Source organism: Mesotoga sp. BH458_6_3_2_1 (assembly GCF_003664995.1).
Lineage (GTDB): Bacteria > Thermotogota > Thermotogae > Petrotogales > Kosmotogaceae > Mesotoga.
This window is the reverse complement of sequence record NZ_JFHL01000002.1, coordinates 340,077-357,597: the sequence shown is the minus strand read 5'-3', so window position 1 is coordinate 357,597 and position 17,521 is coordinate 340,077. Positions and strand designations below refer to the sequence as shown.

The 17,521-nt window shown below is 44.1% G+C and carries 20 protein-coding genes and 3 tRNA genes; 7 read left to right on the top strand and 16 right to left on the bottom strand.

Annotated features, from left to right (window positions below):
- Position 1: 1 nt before the first annotated feature.
- The 16 genes from Y697_RS02015 to minC are packed head-to-tail and all read right to left on the bottom strand — an operon-like array spanning position 2 to position 13,511.
- The gene (locus Y697_RS02015; RefSeq protein ID WP_121550034.1) at positions 2–979 is read right to left on the bottom strand and encodes a CBS domain-containing protein; all 978 of its coding nucleotides are present in this window, start codon (positions 977–979) and stop codon (positions 2–4) included.
- On the bottom strand, positions 954–1,316 hold the full coding sequence (locus Y697_RS02010; protein ID WP_121550033.1) for a hypothetical protein: 363 nt from the start codon (positions 1,314–1,316) through the stop codon (positions 954–956). Before Y697_RS02010 ends, Y697_RS02015 begins: the two co-directional genes overlap by 26 nt.
- Positions 1,313–2,005 (bottom strand): FAD-dependent thymidylate synthase, encoded by a 693-nt coding sequence (gene thyX / locus Y697_RS02005; protein WP_121550032.1) that lies wholly within the window; start codon positions 2,003–2,005, stop codon positions 1,313–1,315. Before thyX ends, Y697_RS02010 begins: the two co-directional genes overlap by 4 nt.
- Positions 1,995–3,167, bottom strand: coding sequence for a hypothetical protein (locus tag Y697_RS02000; protein ID WP_121550031.1), 1,173 nt, complete (start codon positions 3,165–3,167; stop codon positions 1,995–1,997). The genes thyX and Y697_RS02000 overlap by 11 nt, the downstream gene beginning before the upstream one ends.
- Positions 3,164–3,958 carry a type I phosphomannose isomerase catalytic subunit gene (locus Y697_RS01995; RefSeq protein WP_121550030.1) on the bottom strand — a complete coding sequence of 265 codons (795 nt, stop codon included), beginning with the start codon at positions 3,956–3,958 and terminating at the stop codon, positions 3,164–3,166. The genes Y697_RS02000 and Y697_RS01995 overlap by 4 nt, the downstream gene beginning before the upstream one ends.
- Positions 3,955–5,253: a methylenetetrahydrofolate--tRNA-(uracil(54)-C(5))-methyltransferase (FADH(2)-oxidizing) TrmFO gene (gene trmFO, locus Y697_RS01990; RefSeq protein ID WP_121550029.1), complete on the bottom strand. Its 1,299-nt coding sequence runs from the start codon at positions 5,251–5,253 to the stop codon at positions 3,955–3,957. The genes Y697_RS01995 and trmFO overlap by 4 nt, the downstream gene beginning before the upstream one ends.
- Positions 5,250–6,146, bottom strand: coding sequence for a DNA-3-methyladenine glycosylase (locus Y697_RS01985; RefSeq protein ID WP_121550028.1), 897 nt, complete (start codon positions 6,144–6,146; stop codon positions 5,250–5,252). The genes trmFO and Y697_RS01985 overlap by 4 nt, the downstream gene beginning before the upstream one ends.
- The gene (locus Y697_RS01980; protein ID WP_121550027.1) at positions 6,143–6,448 is read right to left on the bottom strand and encodes a hypothetical protein; all 306 of its coding nucleotides are present in this window, start codon (positions 6,446–6,448) and stop codon (positions 6,143–6,145) included. Before Y697_RS01980 ends, Y697_RS01985 begins: the two co-directional genes overlap by 4 nt.
- A complete protein-coding gene (locus Y697_RS01975; protein ID WP_121550026.1) occupies positions 6,448–7,227 on the bottom strand; it encodes an epoxyqueuosine reductase QueH in 780 nt (259 codons plus the stop codon). Before Y697_RS01975 ends, Y697_RS01980 begins: the two co-directional genes overlap by 1 nt.
- A complete protein-coding gene (locus tag Y697_RS01970; RefSeq protein ID WP_121550025.1) occupies positions 7,224–7,994 on the bottom strand; it encodes a ComEA family DNA-binding protein in 771 nt (256 codons plus the stop codon). Before Y697_RS01970 ends, Y697_RS01975 begins: the two co-directional genes overlap by 4 nt.
- Positions 7,991–8,731 (bottom strand): sporulation protein, encoded by a 741-nt coding sequence (locus tag Y697_RS01965; RefSeq protein ID WP_121550024.1) that lies wholly within the window; start codon positions 8,729–8,731, stop codon positions 7,991–7,993. The genes Y697_RS01970 and Y697_RS01965 overlap by 4 nt, the downstream gene beginning before the upstream one ends.
- Positions 8,728–9,717, bottom strand: a complete 990-nt coding sequence (locus Y697_RS01960) for a 3-dehydroquinate synthase (protein ID WP_121550023.1) — start codon at positions 9,715–9,717, stop codon at positions 8,728–8,730. The genes Y697_RS01965 and Y697_RS01960 overlap by 4 nt, the downstream gene beginning before the upstream one ends.
- On the bottom strand, positions 9,714–10,724 hold the full coding sequence (locus Y697_RS01955; protein ID WP_121550022.1) for a M42 family metallopeptidase: 1,011 nt from the start codon (positions 10,722–10,724) through the stop codon (positions 9,714–9,716). Before Y697_RS01955 ends, Y697_RS01960 begins: the two co-directional genes overlap by 4 nt.
- Complete coding sequence (locus Y697_RS01950; RefSeq protein ID WP_121550021.1) at positions 10,721–11,761, bottom strand: M42 family metallopeptidase; 1,041 nt, start codon at positions 11,759–11,761, stop codon at positions 10,721–10,723. The genes Y697_RS01955 and Y697_RS01950 overlap by 4 nt, the downstream gene beginning before the upstream one ends.
- Positions 11,758–12,771 carry a M20/M25/M40 family metallo-hydrolase gene (locus tag Y697_RS01945; protein WP_121550020.1) on the bottom strand — a complete coding sequence of 338 codons (1,014 nt, stop codon included), beginning with the start codon at positions 12,769–12,771 and terminating at the stop codon, positions 11,758–11,760. Before Y697_RS01945 ends, Y697_RS01950 begins: the two co-directional genes overlap by 4 nt.
- Positions 12,768–13,511, bottom strand: a complete 744-nt coding sequence (minC, locus tag Y697_RS01940; RefSeq protein ID WP_259462263.1) for a septum site-determining protein MinC — start codon at positions 13,509–13,511, stop codon at positions 12,768–12,770. The genes Y697_RS01945 and minC overlap by 4 nt, the downstream gene beginning before the upstream one ends.
- Before the next feature lie 62 nt (positions 13,512–13,573).
- On the opposite strand from minC, the gene Y697_RS01935 reads away from it, so the two are divergent.
- From Y697_RS01935 to Y697_RS01905, 7 genes are all read left to right on the top strand, one after another.
- A tRNA-Glu gene (locus Y697_RS01935) sits at positions 13,574–13,649 on the top strand.
- 5 nt (positions 13,650–13,654) lie between these two features.
- A tRNA-Val gene (locus Y697_RS01930) sits at positions 13,655–13,729 on the top strand.
- 7 nt (positions 13,730–13,736) lie between these two features.
- Positions 13,737–13,812: transfer RNA gene (locus Y697_RS01925), tRNA-Phe, on the top strand.
- A gap of 99 nt (positions 13,813–13,911) precedes the next feature.
- Positions 13,912–14,421: a transcription repressor NadR gene (locus Y697_RS01920; protein WP_121550019.1), complete on the top strand. Its 510-nt coding sequence runs from the start codon at positions 13,912–13,914 to the stop codon at positions 14,419–14,421.
- 11 nt (positions 14,422–14,432) lie between these two features.
- Positions 14,433–15,710, top strand: a complete 1,278-nt coding sequence (locus tag Y697_RS01915) for an MFS transporter (protein WP_121550018.1) — start codon at positions 14,433–14,435, stop codon at positions 15,708–15,710.
- A 349-nt stretch (positions 15,711–16,059) separates the two neighbouring features.
- Positions 16,060–16,434, top strand: coding sequence for a DUF2089 domain-containing protein (locus Y697_RS01910; RefSeq protein ID WP_121550017.1), 375 nt, complete (start codon positions 16,060–16,062; stop codon positions 16,432–16,434).
- A gap of 160 nt (positions 16,435–16,594) precedes the next feature.
- On the top strand, positions 16,595–17,509 hold the full coding sequence (locus Y697_RS01905) for an alpha/beta fold hydrolase (protein WP_121550016.1): 915 nt from the start codon (positions 16,595–16,597) through the stop codon (positions 17,507–17,509).
- Positions 17,510–17,521: the final 12 nt, after the last annotated feature.

Sequence of the window (17,521 nt, the reverse complement as noted above, 5' to 3'; positions counted from 1 at the left end):
ATCATTTCCTCCCATTCCGATAGAAGTGCATTTCCACGACGACCCCTTTTCCTGCTTCAGAGACCACAACCATCTTGTCCGAATATCTCCTCATGTTTGGCAGACCCATTCCAGCGCCAAAACCAAGTTCTCGAACATGATCTGAAGCAGTTGAGAAGCCTTCCTTCATCGCCTGTTCAACATTGTCTATTCCTCTTCCATAATCCTCAACCCTTACTCTAGCAACGTCTTCATCGTACCAGGCAAAAATATAACCTTCACTTCCGCTATGGATTACAACGTTGACTTCAGCTTCGTAACAGGCAATCGAAACCCTTCTTATGAGGGTATCATCATCTGTCAGTGTCTTCAAATAACTCTTCAACTTGGCAGAGCCGACTCCCGCCGTGTCAATATCGGTATAATCAATGTGGTAGACGAAATCTGCACTGGTTTTTTCAACATAGTCACCTGAAATCAAAGACTTATCAAACCAGTCAACGCTTCTTTCCAGCACTTCCCTTCGTCGCGTGTCGTGAACGTAAATAAGCCTAAATTTGTCAAGAACCGCCCCGATTATGTCCTTCTTGGAAATTATGCCGAGAAGCTTTCCGTTAGAATCCACTACCGGAAATCTACCGTACCTGTAACGGTTGAATCGCTCAATTAACATCTCAAGATTAGTCTCCGGCGAGAAAGTTATTAGGTCCCTGGTCATGTGTTTTTCTATTGAATCTGTAATGTAGTTTCCTTCCAAAGCGACAATTATATCTTCTATGCTGACTATTCCTTCAAGCTGATTGTCACCATCGGTAATGGGGACACCCGAAATCTTGCAGATTCTCATGAGCTCCTTAGCCTGCCACATTGTTCTATCCTTACTGAGAGTAACAACGCTTTTTATCATTATGTCTTCTGCCGTAATATCGGCGAATAAACCCCTTAGTTTATCAAGAAGGTCATCAACATTTCTTTCAGCCAAGATGTTTGCCTTCCTCAAGAGAATCTCCAAGACCCTCTCTGAATAGGATCCCGCAGGCTCTGTACATCGACATCTTTGCATGAACAAGAGGCATGTCGAGTTCCTGGGCCAGCTCAATAGTGGTATCGGGAACATTTCTCTTTCTAATAATTACTACTGCCGCAGCTCCGACCACAGAAGCCGTTCTAACACATTGAGGAGAGTTCAAACCCGTCACGAGAATCATTCCGGGGCCTCCAAAAGCCAGTACGTCACTCATCAAGTCGGCAGCACCCACTGACTCTATCTCAGGATCTTCATCTTTGATGATGAGCACTTCACATTCGAGTAACTGGATGATTTTGGATAACCTCATCCCTTAACCTCCTTGTTGAGAAGATCACCTGTGTAGTTGTGCTGAATAAAGGCATCAAACGTCACAGGACAGCTGGTCTCAAGAATCTCTGCAATTGCGATTGCATACTGCTGAATTTCCTCTTGCGCATGTGAATCTGCCCTCTGGTTGAGGAAGTTCATCATCGACCTGACGTTTATAGTCCAGTAAGCTTCTGTGTACATTGAAGTTGGTAGAACAACCCTTGCCACCTCTCTCGCAACTCCAATTTCAAGAAGCTTAGAATAAGCATCAAAGGAGTTCTTATAGGCTTTGTTGATAATCTCGATCGCCGTTCTATTCAGCGTTGGGTCGTCACTAACAACAGAACCCTGCCTGTTGTCTTTGTCGGGAGTTCTTATTTCGCTCGGCAGATACCATTCTTCTGCGAACTCTGTATATCTACCACTCCGCTCGTTGATAGATGCTATCCTATGTCGAACAAGCTGTCTCATCACAAAGATTGGAAGTTTCAAATGGAACTTAAACACAATGTGTTCAAAGGGAGAATGATGACCGTTCTTCATAAGATAGTGGATTAGGCGATCGTCTCTCTCTTTGTTTGTTAATCCCTTGCCGTAGCTAGTTCTCGCAGCTTGGACCGCAGAATAGTCGTCACCCATCCGATCCACTAGCTCAACAAAACCTTTATCAAGAACATCAATCCTCATTGTTTCCTCCGTCTTCTCTCATTGCCTTCCGTTCTTGTGAACTCTTTCTCTTTCTACTAACGTATTCTAACAGAAAGAGTCCAACAACTACTACCACCGTCAGCGGAACCACTGTAACAAGTGCCAACTCAAATATTGCTCTCCTTCTCAGTTCCCTCAAGGCCGAGCTCACTTCAGAATCGAAATCTTCATAGCCACTAAGTTGTAGATAGAATCTTGCCAGATCATAGTAGTCTCGATCCTTGATCTTATAGTATGCCATTCCAAGATTCCTGATAGCCCGAGAATTGTTGGACCAAAACCTTACTGACTCCTGATATCGCTCAATGGCTCCATCAAAATCGCCTTCTTCAAGTTTCATGTCTCCAATTACCAAGGAAGCATTGGAAGCAAATCTAGGTGAAATCTTATTCAGATCAAGATCTTCGAGGATCTCAACACCTGCCAGAGATTCTCCGGTTTCAATGTACGACATTGCAGCGTAGTATCTTGAAAGAGGGTCCTCTGATCCCAGCCTCAAGAAATCATCTATTACAAGTTCTTCAAGTCCCGCCACAAATTCACTCTCTATCAGATCGTCTCCAAGCAACCCCTCAATATTCTCAGAAAATATTGTCTCACGAATTTCTAGAAGTCGCTGGACGTCCATTGAACCGCCGCTAGAATATAGCTCCAAAAGAGCTTTGTAAGGAAAATACTGACCAGGTCGGTCATCAATCAAGTCGTTGGCAGTCTCTTCGATCTGTTTCGCTGACCTGGGATCCCTTGTGTCGATCCAGTCATAGAAGAAAGTTCTCAATGCAATTGCTTTGATCAGATCATCATTACTCCCAGAAGAATAGAGCATATTTAATGCGGAGACGGTGGATACGAAGACCAGTTCCTCTACTATCTGAAGACCTTCCTGCAGCTGCGGAGAAAGAAAATTCACTTCAAGACCTGAATACAGGTTGGTGAACCACACTTTGTAATTCGGCTGAATTGTCTCTCTATATTTGAGCCCAATTGCTATGGCCAGGAATGCTTCAGCTTCTTGATCACGACTGTCTAGCGATTGCAATTCAATTAGGTACTCCTTGGAAAGGAGAAGATTGATGTTGTCAACCGCAAAGGCGAGAGCCAAAACGGTCAAAGCAATCACAACTGCCGCCACACGCTTCATATAGCCCCACCCCAGAACGGCCCCAAAGTAACCGCAAGAAACTCTGTGTCCATCTCGAATAGGTCATCAATAACAACGTATAAACTAGGCTTATCTCCGATTGTTATACAGATTCCCTTTCCGGAGAAAGAACAAGTCTTCTCGATTGAGAAATACTCCCACTCGAAATGATTCATTTTCTCCTCAAGCTTTGGCATGAGAAAGGGTTTGCTAACATTTAATGCTCTATCGAGGTTTAGTTCCCGCCCCCTGTTCCAGTCAAAGAGCCTGTAAGTAATATCGCTGTTTTGCTGAATCTCTATGAGCTTCGAACCGGGTCCTATTGCATGTACAATGCCGGCAGGCAGGGACAAAAGATCTCCTCGTCTCAGGTGAATATGATTCAGGTCTTTTTCCCTGATATCATGAATTGACTTTTCTCTTTCCTTCATTCCCGCAAGAACCTGGCCTTCCCCAAGGAAGTACCAGCACTCGCTTTTCCCCCAAGGCTCTCCTTCATTGAGTTTAGCAAGTTCATCGTCGGGATGGACCTGCACTGATAGCCATTCATTGGCGGAGATGTACTTAACCATCAGTGGAAATCTCGGCAAAGCATGTCCTACTAATTCCTCCACAATACTCTCTGGATAAACTGTTGTCGAGTCCGCAGTCAAGCCCGTTTTCATGTTTTCAATATCAGACAGAAGCCAGACCTCACCAATGGGTTCCTTTGAAGGAATGCCGTAAAGTCTGTTCAAGTTCTGGTCTCCCCAAGGTCTTGGCGAAAAAACCGGCTCACTGATAAGAATCATTTCTCCACCCCTTCCAGGAAGCGTTGCATTTCCTCTTGCGCTCTAATTACCTTCACTCTGTTCTTTTCTCTCCTGTTCCTTATTTTGATTTCGGGAAGCAAACCGAAATTCGCATACACAGGTTTCAGAGGACTTCTGCCCGAGACTGTGACATGATGTATCAATCCGCCTATCATAGTATCACTGGGGGGGATAAGGGTTTCGCAACCACGAACAAAACGATTTACATTCATCGCCACAATCCTACCGGAGACTATAGCCTCAACGTATCCCTCGAGGCCACTGATCTGTCCTGCGAAGAACAACCCCCTCTTGATCTTAGATTGTAGATCTGGGTTCAAGAGCCTCGGCGAGTCGAGAAATGTGTTCCTGTGCATTACCCCGTACCTAACAACCTCAACGGCTCTGAGGGCAGGTATAAGTGAGAGAATTCTCTTCTGTTCATTCCACTTGAGTCTTGTTTGAAAGCCAACAATGCCTAATAAGGAACCGGAAATATTTTCCTTCCTGAGTTGCACGACTGCATACGGTTCTTTACCAGTATCGGGCTCGATCAATCCGACAGGCTTCATAGGACCGTATCGAAGCGCATCGATTCCGCTTCGAGCAATCTCTTCAAAAGGTTGACAGCGTTCAAAGAGAAAACGATCTGTGAAATTCTCAACCTCTGCCACTTCCGCCATCACCAGTTCTTTCCAGAAAACCTCATAATCCTCTCTGGAAAGCGGACAATTCACATAGTCACCGTCCAATGCATATCGATCGGCGACAAACGCCCGCGAAAAATCAACTGAGTCTGCAGCAACTATTGGAGCAACTGCATCAAAAAAGAATAGCGAATCTCCAAACAGCTCAACAAGAAACTCTTCGAAACAACCGGAAGTAAGAGGGCCAGTACAGACGATATTAACCGATTCATCTAGGGAAAGCGTACAGATCTCCTGTCTTTTGATTTTGATCAAAGGATGGTTTTCTATTCTACTGGAGACTTCTTCAGCAAATGTCTCCCGATTCACTGCGAGCGCCTTTCCTGCAGGGACTCTGTGATGATTGGCAATTTGAAGAAGTTGAGATCCCAACTTACACCCTTCTTCTTTGAGCAACCCCGATGCGTTTTCCAGAGATTCCGATTTCAACGAGTTACTGCAAACTAGTTCCGCAAAGTTACCCGTGTGATGAACCTCAGTATTCTTAGCCGGCCTCATCTCGTAAAGAACCACTTCATTCCCATAATTGGCGAGGCTGAGCGCAGCTTCAGAACCGGCAAGCCCTCCCCCAATAACATTTATTCTCATTTAAGATCTCTTCCCAGTTTATGAGTTCTGTAGTATCTGAAGAGCGCTTCTTGATAGTATCCTCCATACGGCGAAAACGAATCCATTCCAAACTGCATAAGCTTCTTTGTGGAACCGCTGAAGGTGAACAAATCCTTCATAACCCTGCTAATCCATATATCAACCGGAAATGCACCAAGTTCGCCATAAGAAAAGAGAATTACACAACTTCCCACTTTGTAACCAATACCATCATGTTTTTTCAGTTCTTCAAGCTTCTCTTCCACTGTCAGAGTTGAAAGCTCTGAAAAGTAAGATTCTGTCTCTACTTCTGAGAAGAGCTTCAACAGCCATGGAACTCTGAAGCCAATCTTCAGGTCGGTCAAAGCTTCTGCCGAAATTTCCTTCAGCTGACTTAACGAAGGAAAGGCATAGTAGCTTTCTCCACAGAAATCAATTCTGTTCTCAGGAAAGAGTTCAGACAATCTATCGCTCATCCAGCGAATCATGGGTATGCTGTTGCGAGTTGAAAGGATGTATTCAACAACCATCTCAAATGAATCCTGTCTGAGAATACGTAGCCCAGAAGCTTCAGCCAGAGCCTTTTCGGATACAACTCTGACTTTCAAGTCGAAAGCTCGAAGTCTTTCTTTCAGAGTTGAATGAATCAACTGCAGATCATCTTCAAGACCAAGATAGTGTTCAATCCCCGAGTAGATATCTCTTCCCAGCAAAGACTCTGAAGAGGATCTCACTATGATGTCCTCGGCATTCTCTTTCAAGAAGAGAACAGTATCACGTACGACACCCTTCCACCACTCTCCGTCTTTTAGCCAACGAAAAGTCTGACCACAATCTAGCGTTGAATCAAGATCGATCTGCCGTCCTGTAGTGCTCAAGGAAAATTCAATCATAGATCACCCTCATAAATCTTTATTACCGTTCTCAGAAGCCTGTATGCATTGTCTTCAAGGAACTCTCCGAGCACTATCAAATAGCACCTCTCTCTACTATCTTCCAGATGAAGAGCGGTGATCTGAATTCCATCAACCACTGTTGAACTTCTTGAACCTGTGGCTTTCGAAAGAGCAAGAACGAGCTTAGGAACTTTGAAATCGATTTCTCCATCGTATGGAACTCCATTTTCATCCACAAGGCGAAAGATCATGCCGCACTCTTCTCCTAGTGTTCTGATCCTTTTAGCTAAAGCATCCATTACTCCTTCTCCCTGATTATTCGACAATTATAGCTACCAGTCTTTAGCCATCTTCTATCCCCAAGTTCAGTGTCTCGAATGTCATCGAAAAGCGCGGAGGGTTTGACTATCGCAATTATCTCTTTCAAATCCGAAATCTCCTTCAGACCAATCCTGCTGCGAGGGATCACGTTACCTCTGAAATCCCAGAGATCGACGAATCTCTTGAAATCTTTCTCAAGCCTTTCGCGATCTTTCGAATCCTTGATCTCTCTCTTCCTTATTGCTTCATTTTTGCTTGGCAGACAACCGCAGTAACTCTGCCTGTAAACTCCTTTTAGGAGATCTCTTAACTCATCTCTCTCCGCTCGAAAATTGCCGGAAATAAACTCAATATCAAACTCTGCGGCTAACTTCTCTCCTATCAAAGTTATTTGGCCGATTGACTTCCTGGGACTCGCCAGAAGCGTTGTAGTAAAACTCGAAGCACCAATCGATTTTGCTAAGCAAGCGGTCTTCCTAAGTCTGAGTTCTATGCATTTTGTGCATCTCGCACCGCCTTCCTGCTCGGCACCAAATGAATCGAGAATATCTGAGAAATCTTCGGAAAAGTAATGTTGTTCCGGGAGATCAAGAGCCATTTTCTCGCATACCTTTCTCAAAGCATCGTATCTCCTGAGGAATTCTTCACCTGGGAAGATATTGGGATTATAGAAGAATAGCTCGGATTGTCTGAGTTCCGCTCTCTTCACAACAGCACTCACAAGATCAGGCGCGCAGCAAACATGAAGTAGGTTCAAAACTCTACCAGCTCCTTAAGCCTTACAACAGTCTTTTCGCCAATGCCGCTAACCTTTGTCAGATCATCATATGAGCGGAATGGTCCAAAACTCTCCCGAAAATCAACAATTCTTTGGGCAATGGCTGGACCGATGCCGGGTAGGCGACAAAGCTCTTCCATATCAGCGACATTGATATTCACCTTCTTTGAACCTGACTGCTCTTCACATTCAGGAAGGGGAAGAATGTGGGCCAGAACCTCTGTAAGTAGTGAGGGACCTATACCCGGTATTTTTAGAAGATCTTCCTCATTATTTATCAATCCATTACGTTCTCTAAATTCGATTATCGCGGCTGCTTTGGCTTCACCAATACCTGGAATACTTTGTAAGGTAAAAGCGTCGGCCGCGTTTATGTCAATTAAGGTAGCTTCATGTCTTGATTCAGCGGACACACCTGAGGCAGATACCATTTCTCTGAAAGCGTTTAAGGTCTTCTCACCAATACCTCTTACTAGTAGAAGATCATCAACTGAACCAAAAGAACCCACTGAGGTTCTGTAATCTATGATTGCTTTGGCCTTTGCCGGACCAATTCCAGGAAGCAACTCAAGCTCCTTCTCGCTACAGGAGTTCAGATCAATTGGAAAATCTACGGACTCCTTTTTATCAACTCTATCTTCTGGAATCTCTGTCCCTCTGTAACCCGTAAGTGCAACAAAGCCCATGAGAACAAGTACTAGAACCGATCCAGTTACCTGCAACTCTTTAGCAGTTAGCTTCTTCATTTCAGCTGCCTCGGAAATCTGTCTGTGATGTTCCAGCCTGTTGTTTTCTGGAGAGCCTCGACATCAACGGTTGACGAATACTCACGAGCAGCCGTTGCATCGGGGAAAACTCCGAGAATTGCCGCATAAAATGTTCTTCCATCAGCAGTGATTGATTTATACACAAAAGCGGGAAAACCTATACTCCTCAGGTCCATGACTTGCGGAGCAATTCCATCGGAGACTGTATGAGAAACCAGCTGAATTCCGTATGCAGTTTTCGAATCATAGAGACCAGTAAGAGGATTTTCACCTACAAACATCACACCAAACCCGTCTCCCACTCTTGTAATGAAATACTTGCCGAGTCCCTTTTCCACGCACAACTTGAATGCAGTCTCTTCTTCCACAACAACGTATCCAAACTCCGAGCCTTCGGCCAGAAAGTCAAATGAGTTGATTATCAACCTTCTGTAATCGAAAGTCTCAAGGAAGAAGTTCTGGGTTTCAGGAATAGGTATTGTCTCCCTAATGATCTGCGTGCCCGTTGGAAGATTGACGGGGTTCTCTTCCATTTCAGGCTGATCAACTGTTGGAGAAAGAACCGAATTGCGGATTTCTTCAATTATGAGTTCCGACCTCTTGTTTTCTTCCCTTAGTACTATCGCGTAACCGCCAAGCGTGAGTACTATCGCAGATAGACCAAGAACTACAACAATCAGAGCCTTCAAAACATAATCGTGCGATCCTTCATTCATACAAAGCTCTCCAATCCCCTCCAAGTCTTTTCTCTGACAAACCTTTCAAACACTTTAGCCCCAACGTAGAGCGTTTTGTCAAGTCCCCCGTCGGGCATGCTGATTCTCACACCGCCCTTTTGATAGATCACATCCACTAGAGAAGACATGTCGATCCTTGAAGTCCAATCCTTTTTCCAAAGTAGCTTTACAGATTGAAAGAAGTCCTCGACAATCTTATTGTCACTTGCTCCCAATTCTACAGCAAGGCGCAATTCTATCATCGCTCCGACGATCAGAGAAACTTGATTTCCTGCCCTCAGCCTGGAAGCAGTTTCAATATGCTTTCCAATCTCGCCGCCAACAATGGATTTCCCAATCTCGATTCCAGTCAAATACGCTTTTGCTGAGGAGAAAATCACATCATCCCACAGCTCAGATGGCAATTCGCTGCCGGATAGTAAATGATTGAAGAGATACTTGAACAACCTCTTGTCGAAGGAAAGTGCGACAAGTAGCGGGAAGAGAAAATCGCTACGCGACGAGTGGCTGTAAGACCAGAAGCTGATGGATGAATCTATGAAAACCTTGTTAGGCACTCCTCTAGACGAGAGCAAATCTTTTACGAACTCGAAATTCACTCCGAATCCATTAAGAGCAGGCATTATTTGACTGACAGTTGTCGTGGGAAAGAGGAAAAGCTTCTCAACTTCCGCATGGCCGGCAGATGCGTAGCCTACAAGATCGATAATCGAACCTCCACCAATTACTGTAATAGTTTTGCTCTTGCACGTCCTTATCAGCTGATAGATTTCAAACACTCTGTCAACTGACTTTATGTGTTCACCGCCTGGCATCAAATATTCGCCTTCCAAACTCTTTCCAAAAAACTTCTTGAATCCCGAGTCAACTATTCTTACAGACTGAGGAAGCTTGTTAATGAGATCCTTTCCAAAAATCAGCTCACATCTGTCTGCCGACTCGCTTGTAAAAGCAATTCTTCTCATTCCACTCCTTCTTCTGCAAGAGCCTTCAATAGTCGCACGGCATTGAGAACGTCATCGTAGTCAACCATTTCGTGAGGAGAATGCACATATCTACACGGAATCGAGACGGTTCCCGAAGCTATACCTCTTCCAGTCGTCTGATATCCTCTCGCATCTGTACCTCCAAAAATCAATACTTCGTACTGAGTGGGGATATCCCTTTTCTCTGCAACTTCCTTGAGTCTGGTAACAACCCTCGAAGAGCTAATGCTTCCACGATCTTTAATTTTTATAGTCGGACCTCCTCCAAGCTTGAAACCCATTCGCTTGAAGGATTTGGGTGTATCCGGTCCTGCAGTTACATCTATTGCAACTGCCATATCAGGCATAATATCAAAAGCGGCAACACTGGCTCCTACGATTCCAACTTCTTCCTGGACCGCAAAGACAAAATAAACGTCATCTTCGGGTTGCTCAAGTTCTTTCACGACCTGAATCATTATTGCGCATGCAATCCTATCGTCCATTGATTTTGAAACCAGTCTCTTTCCGAGATCGACGAATGTTGAATCATATGTTCCAAAGGTTCCAACTGGAGCTTTCTTCTCGGCGTCGCCTTTATCAGTAGCACCAATATCAACGAAGATGTGGTCGTAGTCGAGACTTTTCATTGCCTCTCCAAAATCCTTGACTGTCTCCCCTTCAACATCTACAATTCCTGAAGCACCGGTTTCAAAGATTAGTCTCGAACCCAGAAGCATATACGGGGATAGACCTCCTATGGAATCCACTCTCAGAAAACCCTTTGAATCTACGTGTGTAACAACTACACCGATTTCGTCCATATGACCGTCAAACAACAGCTTTCTGCCACTCTTCCCTTTCTTGAGAGCGACAAGATTTCCCAGAGGATCTATCTTCATCTCATCAACGTAGGGTTTGATCTCTCCAGCTATTACTTCTCTTACTGCATGCTCTCTGCCGCTGGGAGAACTAATCGTAACCAGCTTTTCAATAAGCCTTTTCATCTAGACAGCACCTTCCCTTCCTTAACTAATATACTGGCAAGTTTGGCAACTCCAAGAAAATCGTTGATGTTTATTATTGAGGTTGGAGAATGAATGTATCTCGAAGGAGTGGAGATTACTCCCGAAGGTATGCCAGAAATGACTCTTGCAAGTCTCGCTGCGTCAGTACCTCCAGCTATTCTGCTTTTGTACTGAAAGCTTAATGAGTTCGACTTTGCGGTTTCTACAATAGTATCAAGGATCTTCTTGTCAAGAACGAGCCCACTATGGGCGAATGTTAACACCGGTCCTCTTCCGAGACTTGTGGCCCACCTGTAATCAGGAAGCTCTGGATTGTCTCCGGCAGTGGTGTTTTCAAAGACCAAAGCAACATCCGGCTTTATCTGATTTGCAGCGACTCCGCTACCCCTTAAACCTACCTCTTCCTGAACAACCCAGGCAAAGTAGAGATCGAAATCAGTCGAAGTTCCATCAAGGCTTTCAAGCACCCTTATGAGCACCTCACAACCAGTCCTGTCGTCAAGGGATTTTGCAACTGCGTAGTCACCTATTTCATTATATGGAGTATCGAAAAACACAGGATCTCCAATTCTGTGACTCTTAGAAGCTTCTTCTTTCTTGGAATAACCCAAATAGATCTTCAATTTACCCATACTGGGCGTTTTCAGTATAGATGACCGATCTTGAGTATGTATCGCTTCAAATCCGATCACTCCAGGAGTAAGGCTTTCTCCGACCAAGACCTTCTTACCCATTAGTACTCTGGGATCGACTCCTCCAATATTGGTGAAAGACAGTGTACCATCTTCATTGATTTTCTTTACCATTAATCCGACTTCGTCTGTGTGAGCCAGAAGCATTAGTTTCTTCGAAGTCTTGCCATTTCCCTTCTTTAGGGCAATCAAATTTCCAACTGTGTCTATCCAGATTTTGTCAACCCTGTCTTCAACTGTCTCCTTAATGAAGGAGGAGATCTTTTCCTCGAATCCGGAAATCCCCGGTAATTCACACAGCTTCTTCAATCTCTCAAGTTTCATAGGCTCTCTCCTCCATTCAGCGAGATGAAGAAACCTGCAAGCAATCGTGCCGTGCCTGCAACATCGCTAATCTGAACGACTTCAACCGGAGTGTGCATAAACATTTGTGGAAGGGAGAGAAGCAGTGTTGGAACACCACTTCCAGCTATCTGGACGTTGTCTGCATCGGTTCCTGTTCGTCCCGGTCCGAACTCATATTGAACTTTGAATTCTTGATCCTTCGCGTAGTCATCAAGTAACTTGAAATATCCCTTGTGAATGTTTGGACCGCCAACAGTTAAAGCAGGCCCCTTCCCGATCTCAATATCGCTCTCTTTTTCATGATGAGTTACATCCATCGCAACTCCGAGATCTATTTCCAGCGATTCTGCCGCACCCTTAGCCCCAATTGCTCCAACCTCTTCCCTTGTGGTAAACACGAAGTATACGGTGGGAGTTGAGAGATATTTCGAAAGCTCTTTCGCAGTCTCTATGCTGATGGCTGCGCAGGCTCTGTCATCTAGAGCTTTTCCGGAGATTTTTCCGTTCATCTCAAACGCCGAGAAATCTACCACTGCAAGATCACCAATGTCGATCTTTGAATAATCTGGGTTGATTGAAGCGTCGATGAATAGCTCGTCAAATGAAGGAACCTCTCCTCTAGTCTCTTTCTTCTGGAGATGCGGAGCAAGCATACCGATTACCCCGTATCTTTCCTTTCCATCTCTGCTCTTTATTCTTACCCTCTGAGAGATAAGGACCTTTGGATCTATACCTCCAAGCTCTTCGAATCTGGCGAATCCTCTCTCATCAATTTTGGAAATCACCAGAGACACTTCATCCACGTGAGTAAATATCCCTATTCTCTTTCCTGTTCCTTTCTTGACTGCAATGAGATTTCCAATTTCATCTGTATAGATCTCATCAACGAAAGGCTCTATTTCTTGCCTGATTACTGAATGTACTTCATCTTCATATCCCACAGGTCCAAAAGCATTGGAGAGATCCATTAACAAACGGGCTAAACTCAACTCGCCTCCCCCTTTACTTCAAACTTGACATCATCTGCCTCTTCAACTACAATCCTGCCGGTCCTAACGTGAGCAACCGCAGGCCCATCAAAATGATCGTATTCCTGAGTTAAAAAATTGCCTATCTGAATTAGCGAAGGCTGTAAATCAATTGCAGCAATGATTCCCGTCTCACCCTGAGAATAACCGGCTCTGAGAACACCTTTTGCACTTCCAAAAATGACTACACTTCCACCCGCAATAACCTCTGCACCGGGATGAACATTCCCAACAACCACTACGTCGTAGTTATGAACAACTATTTGTCCCGATCTTAGATTCCTTCTGATAATTTGGGCTCCTCGCACCTCTGTGATCTTTTCTCTAACAAGATCGTACTTCTGACCGACCTTTACGTCCTTTTGCTCCATACTTCCCACAAGAATATCTTTCACGTGTACTCCAAGGTCGCTCAATAAAGAGACAATCTTCACTATATCGTCCGGTTTGCTAGTATCCTGAGTGAGCATCAAGGAAATTTCATCGCCCTCAGAGAAAAAATCCTTGGCATCGGCAAACTTTTTCATGATATCCTGTCTCAGTTCATCGACGCTCCTGTACGAATCAATTAGAAGTATCAGCCCCTTCTTCGTCATTCTGAAGTCAATCGGCACCATGATCACCCCTTTCTTCAAGATTCTATCATGAAAAAACCCTCCCCAAAGCTGGTTGGACATCAGAAATTGGTGTGCTGCTACCACCAAAGAAGCTTCGACCTCTTGACCGTGAAGAGTTTATAGTGTAATATAAAATACGTGCTTCGGCCCTCATCGTCTAGTGGCCTAGGACACTGGCCTTTCACGCCGGCGACCGGGGTTCAAATCCCCGTGAGGGCGCCAGTGGTGGAAGCGTAGCTCAGAGGAAGAGCGTCTGCCTTACAAGCAGAAGGCCACAGGTTCGATCCCTGTCGCTTCCACCAGATTGATGGCGAGGTAGCTCAGCAGGTAGAGCAGCGGACTGAAAATCCGTGTGTCGACGGTTCGATTCCGTCCCTTGCCACCAGTTTTATTTAATTCTTTGATGTGCCCTTCGGGGCATATTTTTTTGATTGAACTCGATGTAAAGTAGCTGCTATAATCTGACTGTTGCAGGAGGTTAAAGGTGGAAAAGCGCGAAAGACAACGTTTCATTATTGAAGTCTTGAAACGTTCAACTGGTCCCGTAAAGGGACAGTCTCTCTCTATAGAAACCGGTGTCAGCAGACAGATGATTGTGAAGGATATAGAAGAACTGAGACAAAGAGAATTCAACATATTGGCGTCCACGAGAGGGTACGTTCTCAAAGGAAGAAAGAGCCACAAAATGGTACTTTCCGTGAAGCATTCAGAAGAGGATATTTATAAAGAGCTTTCAGACATAATTAGAGCCGGAGGGCGCATCATCGACGTAAGCATAATTCATGCCGTATATGGAGAACTGAAAGGGAAATTGAACCTGTCAAACATGGACGATCTTAACAGGTTCATCGCAGCTTTGAAAGCATCTCATGCAGCACCACTTCTTAGCCTTTCGAAGGACGGTGTCCATCTTCACACAATAGAGGCAGACACCGAAGACACTCTTAGAAGTATAAGAGAGAAGTTGGAAAGAAATGGCTTTTTGGTTACCTGAAGGAGGCTCTCATGAACATTGACGAAGTAATTCAGAAGTACGTAACTACTGCCAGAAGAACCAGGCTGCTCATTTTGACTTCTCTTGAGTGGATGCTCGTGGCCGGTGGAGTAATGATCACCTCATTAACACTTCCATCGATTATCGTCGATCTTGCTGGCACTGCTGGAAATCAAAACATGATGGCCAGCTCAGTCTTTGCAGGAATGCTATTAGGTGCACTCTTCTCCGGTGCAATTTCCGATAGATTCGGAAGAAAATGGACAAACCTTTTTCTTATGTTGATTGCCGGTCTTGCAACAGGTATTACAGGAGCTTCACTTTCAATGAGAATGTTCTCCTTAGGAAGGTTTATTTCTGGTTTCGGTTATGGTGGCATTCTGCCTGTAGTCAATGCATACTTGACTGAGTTTTCATCAATAAAAATCCGAGGTCTGTATCTTGCTCTTCTAGAATCTAGCTGGGCAATTGGAAGCATTATTACCGGGGGATTCACAATGATCACATTAAACTCTCTCGGATGGCGCTGGTCGTATTATTTCCTCGCAATATTTAGCATTCCTCTTCTAATAATCTCCTTCTTCCTTCCAGAAAGCCCCAAATACGAGTTCATGAAGAAGGGTAAATCTGCGCTGGAGAAGATACTTGGAAAGAGCATAAACGAAGAGATAGAAATGCATAGGATGTCAAAGCAACCACTGCTTGGTCTTTTCAAGAGTGGCCTGGCCAGAAGAACTATCATGATCTGGATAAGCTGGTTCTCTGTAAGCTTCGTCTATTATGGAATTTACACATGGGCACCAAAGATCTTCATGTCAAAGGGCCTGACTCCTGTCTCATCACTCTGGTACACTTTCTTCATGTTGATTATGCAGCTTCCCGGGTATCTGACCGCAGCACTACTTATCGAAAAGATCGGAAGAAAGCCCTCACTCACATTCTTTTTCGGCGGGATGGCAGTCTCTTCAATTGTCATCGCCTTTGTGAGCAGCTCAGGGCTTCTCTTGTTCGCAAGCATCTTGATTTCTCTTTTTGTTCTTGGAGCATGGGGAATGGTTTACGCCTATACGCCCGAGTTATATCCGACGGAGATGCGTGCACTAGGAAATGGAACATCAGGAGTAATGGCACGAGCAGCAGGGATAATCGCACCATACTTCACAAGCTTGATTATGGGAATCACCGGAAGCGTCCTTGTCGTAATGGTATTCATGTCTTCTCTTAGTATCTTTGCGGCGATAATCGTATCAAAGTTGGGTATAGAGACCAAACAGACGATCATAGAATAGAGAATTAACTGTTAATTCTCGAAAAACTCTTATTACTTGGCTCCTGAAAGCATCTTATAGAAGGCACCCTCAGACAATAAATGTAGAGGATTTTAGCTTAATTTTCTATGATCTCACTGATCAACGATCGACAGGGAAGAAATCCCGACAGTTCTTCGTATATAATGTCTGTTTTACAACCTATGAGTTAAATATTATAAATTAAACCTCCACTTTTATTAGGTAAAGCATTGAAATATGGATTTTTTCAGTATACTGATTTCTTTTCCATTGACTTTTTACTGGTAAAGCTGATATTATTTTTTGATCAGGGGTGTAGTCTCTTTGCTTACAGGATGGAGGGGTCTCGATGAAGAAACGACTTGACAAGTGTCCTAGCTGCGGTGGTGTTCTAGCAATCACGGAGTATACCTGTCAGAAGTGCAAGACTAAAATAATCGGAACGTTTTTGCAAGACGAACTGCTTTCCCTTCCTGACGAGCTACTAGACTTTCTAAAGATTTTTATCAAGAACAGAGGCAATCTTTCAGAACTTCAGAAGGAGCTGAACATTTCTTATCCAACGGCAAGGAGCAAACTGGAAGAACTGGTGACGAGTCTGGGGTTCGAACTTGCAGATCGTCAGATTCAAGAGGCTTCAAAGATCATCAGAAAACTCGAAGAGGGTGATTTAAACCCGGAACAAGCAGCTGAACTTCTTAGTAGAATGAAAAAGAGAAAATAGTGATGTGCTCGTCGATACTTTTTTCAGCGATTTCTTGCAGATCTTAATGGTGACAGGGTCTTGAATCACCGGCTTTTGTATCACAAGCTTTGAAACGACCTTCACAACAAAAAATGGTATATTATTGTTACTTCAGAACTTCCCGAAAGGGGTGTCCCAGATGAAAGTATTTAAGTCTCTCTTTTTGATTCTGCTCATCGTTCTGGCGCTTTTGGTAGTAAACAGTATTTTTAGCGTAACGATGGCAAGAATCTACTTTAACCGGATAGAAAGAGACGGAAGGTACTTAAAAGTTGATGAAGAGGAGCTCTTCTTGAAGATCCTTGGAGAAGGGGAGCCAATTTTGATGATTCATGGATTTCCAGGATCTCATGTCGAGTTTCAAGAATTGGCAGAACTTCTTTCATTGAATAGAAGAGTCTACATAATAGACCTACCGGGATTTGGTTTGTCTGGTGCTTCTAACAAAGGCGATTATTCAAAGAAAGGATATGCCGACCTTACTATTGATTTGATGGATCTTCTGAACATTGAAAAGGCTGATATTATTGGCCATTCATTAGGGGGAGAAATAGGTCTGAACATGGCGTATTATTATCCGGAAAGAATTGAAAGCCTTGTTTTAATTGATGCCTCTCCATATGGAGAGAGAGATTTTTTGCCCGACTTTGTTTCAAGCAGCAAAGTTCTTACATGGGCAGCAATGAGGTTCTTTTATCAGACATATCCGATTCAAAGATACATCTACCTAAAAAGATTTGGAGATCGAAGCAACTTCGAATCTGAGGAGTTTGGGAAGTACTTTGCGTTGGTAGATCGCATGTCCATCTCTTTCTTATTTGAGTTCATGAAGGGCAACGGCGGAGGGTCCTTTTCACAATCACTTGGTGAGATCGATTGCAGTGCACTGATTCTTTGGGGGGAGCGAGACGAGATTTCTCCCCTTGACTATGGAGAAAAGCTATCTAGAGAGCTTTCTGAAAGCGTTCTAACAGTAATTGAGGGCGCGGGGCACGCTCCCTTCATCGAGTATCCCGTAAGAGTAGCTGAAGAGATAACTGGCTTTCTAGAGTGAAAAGGGAGGCTA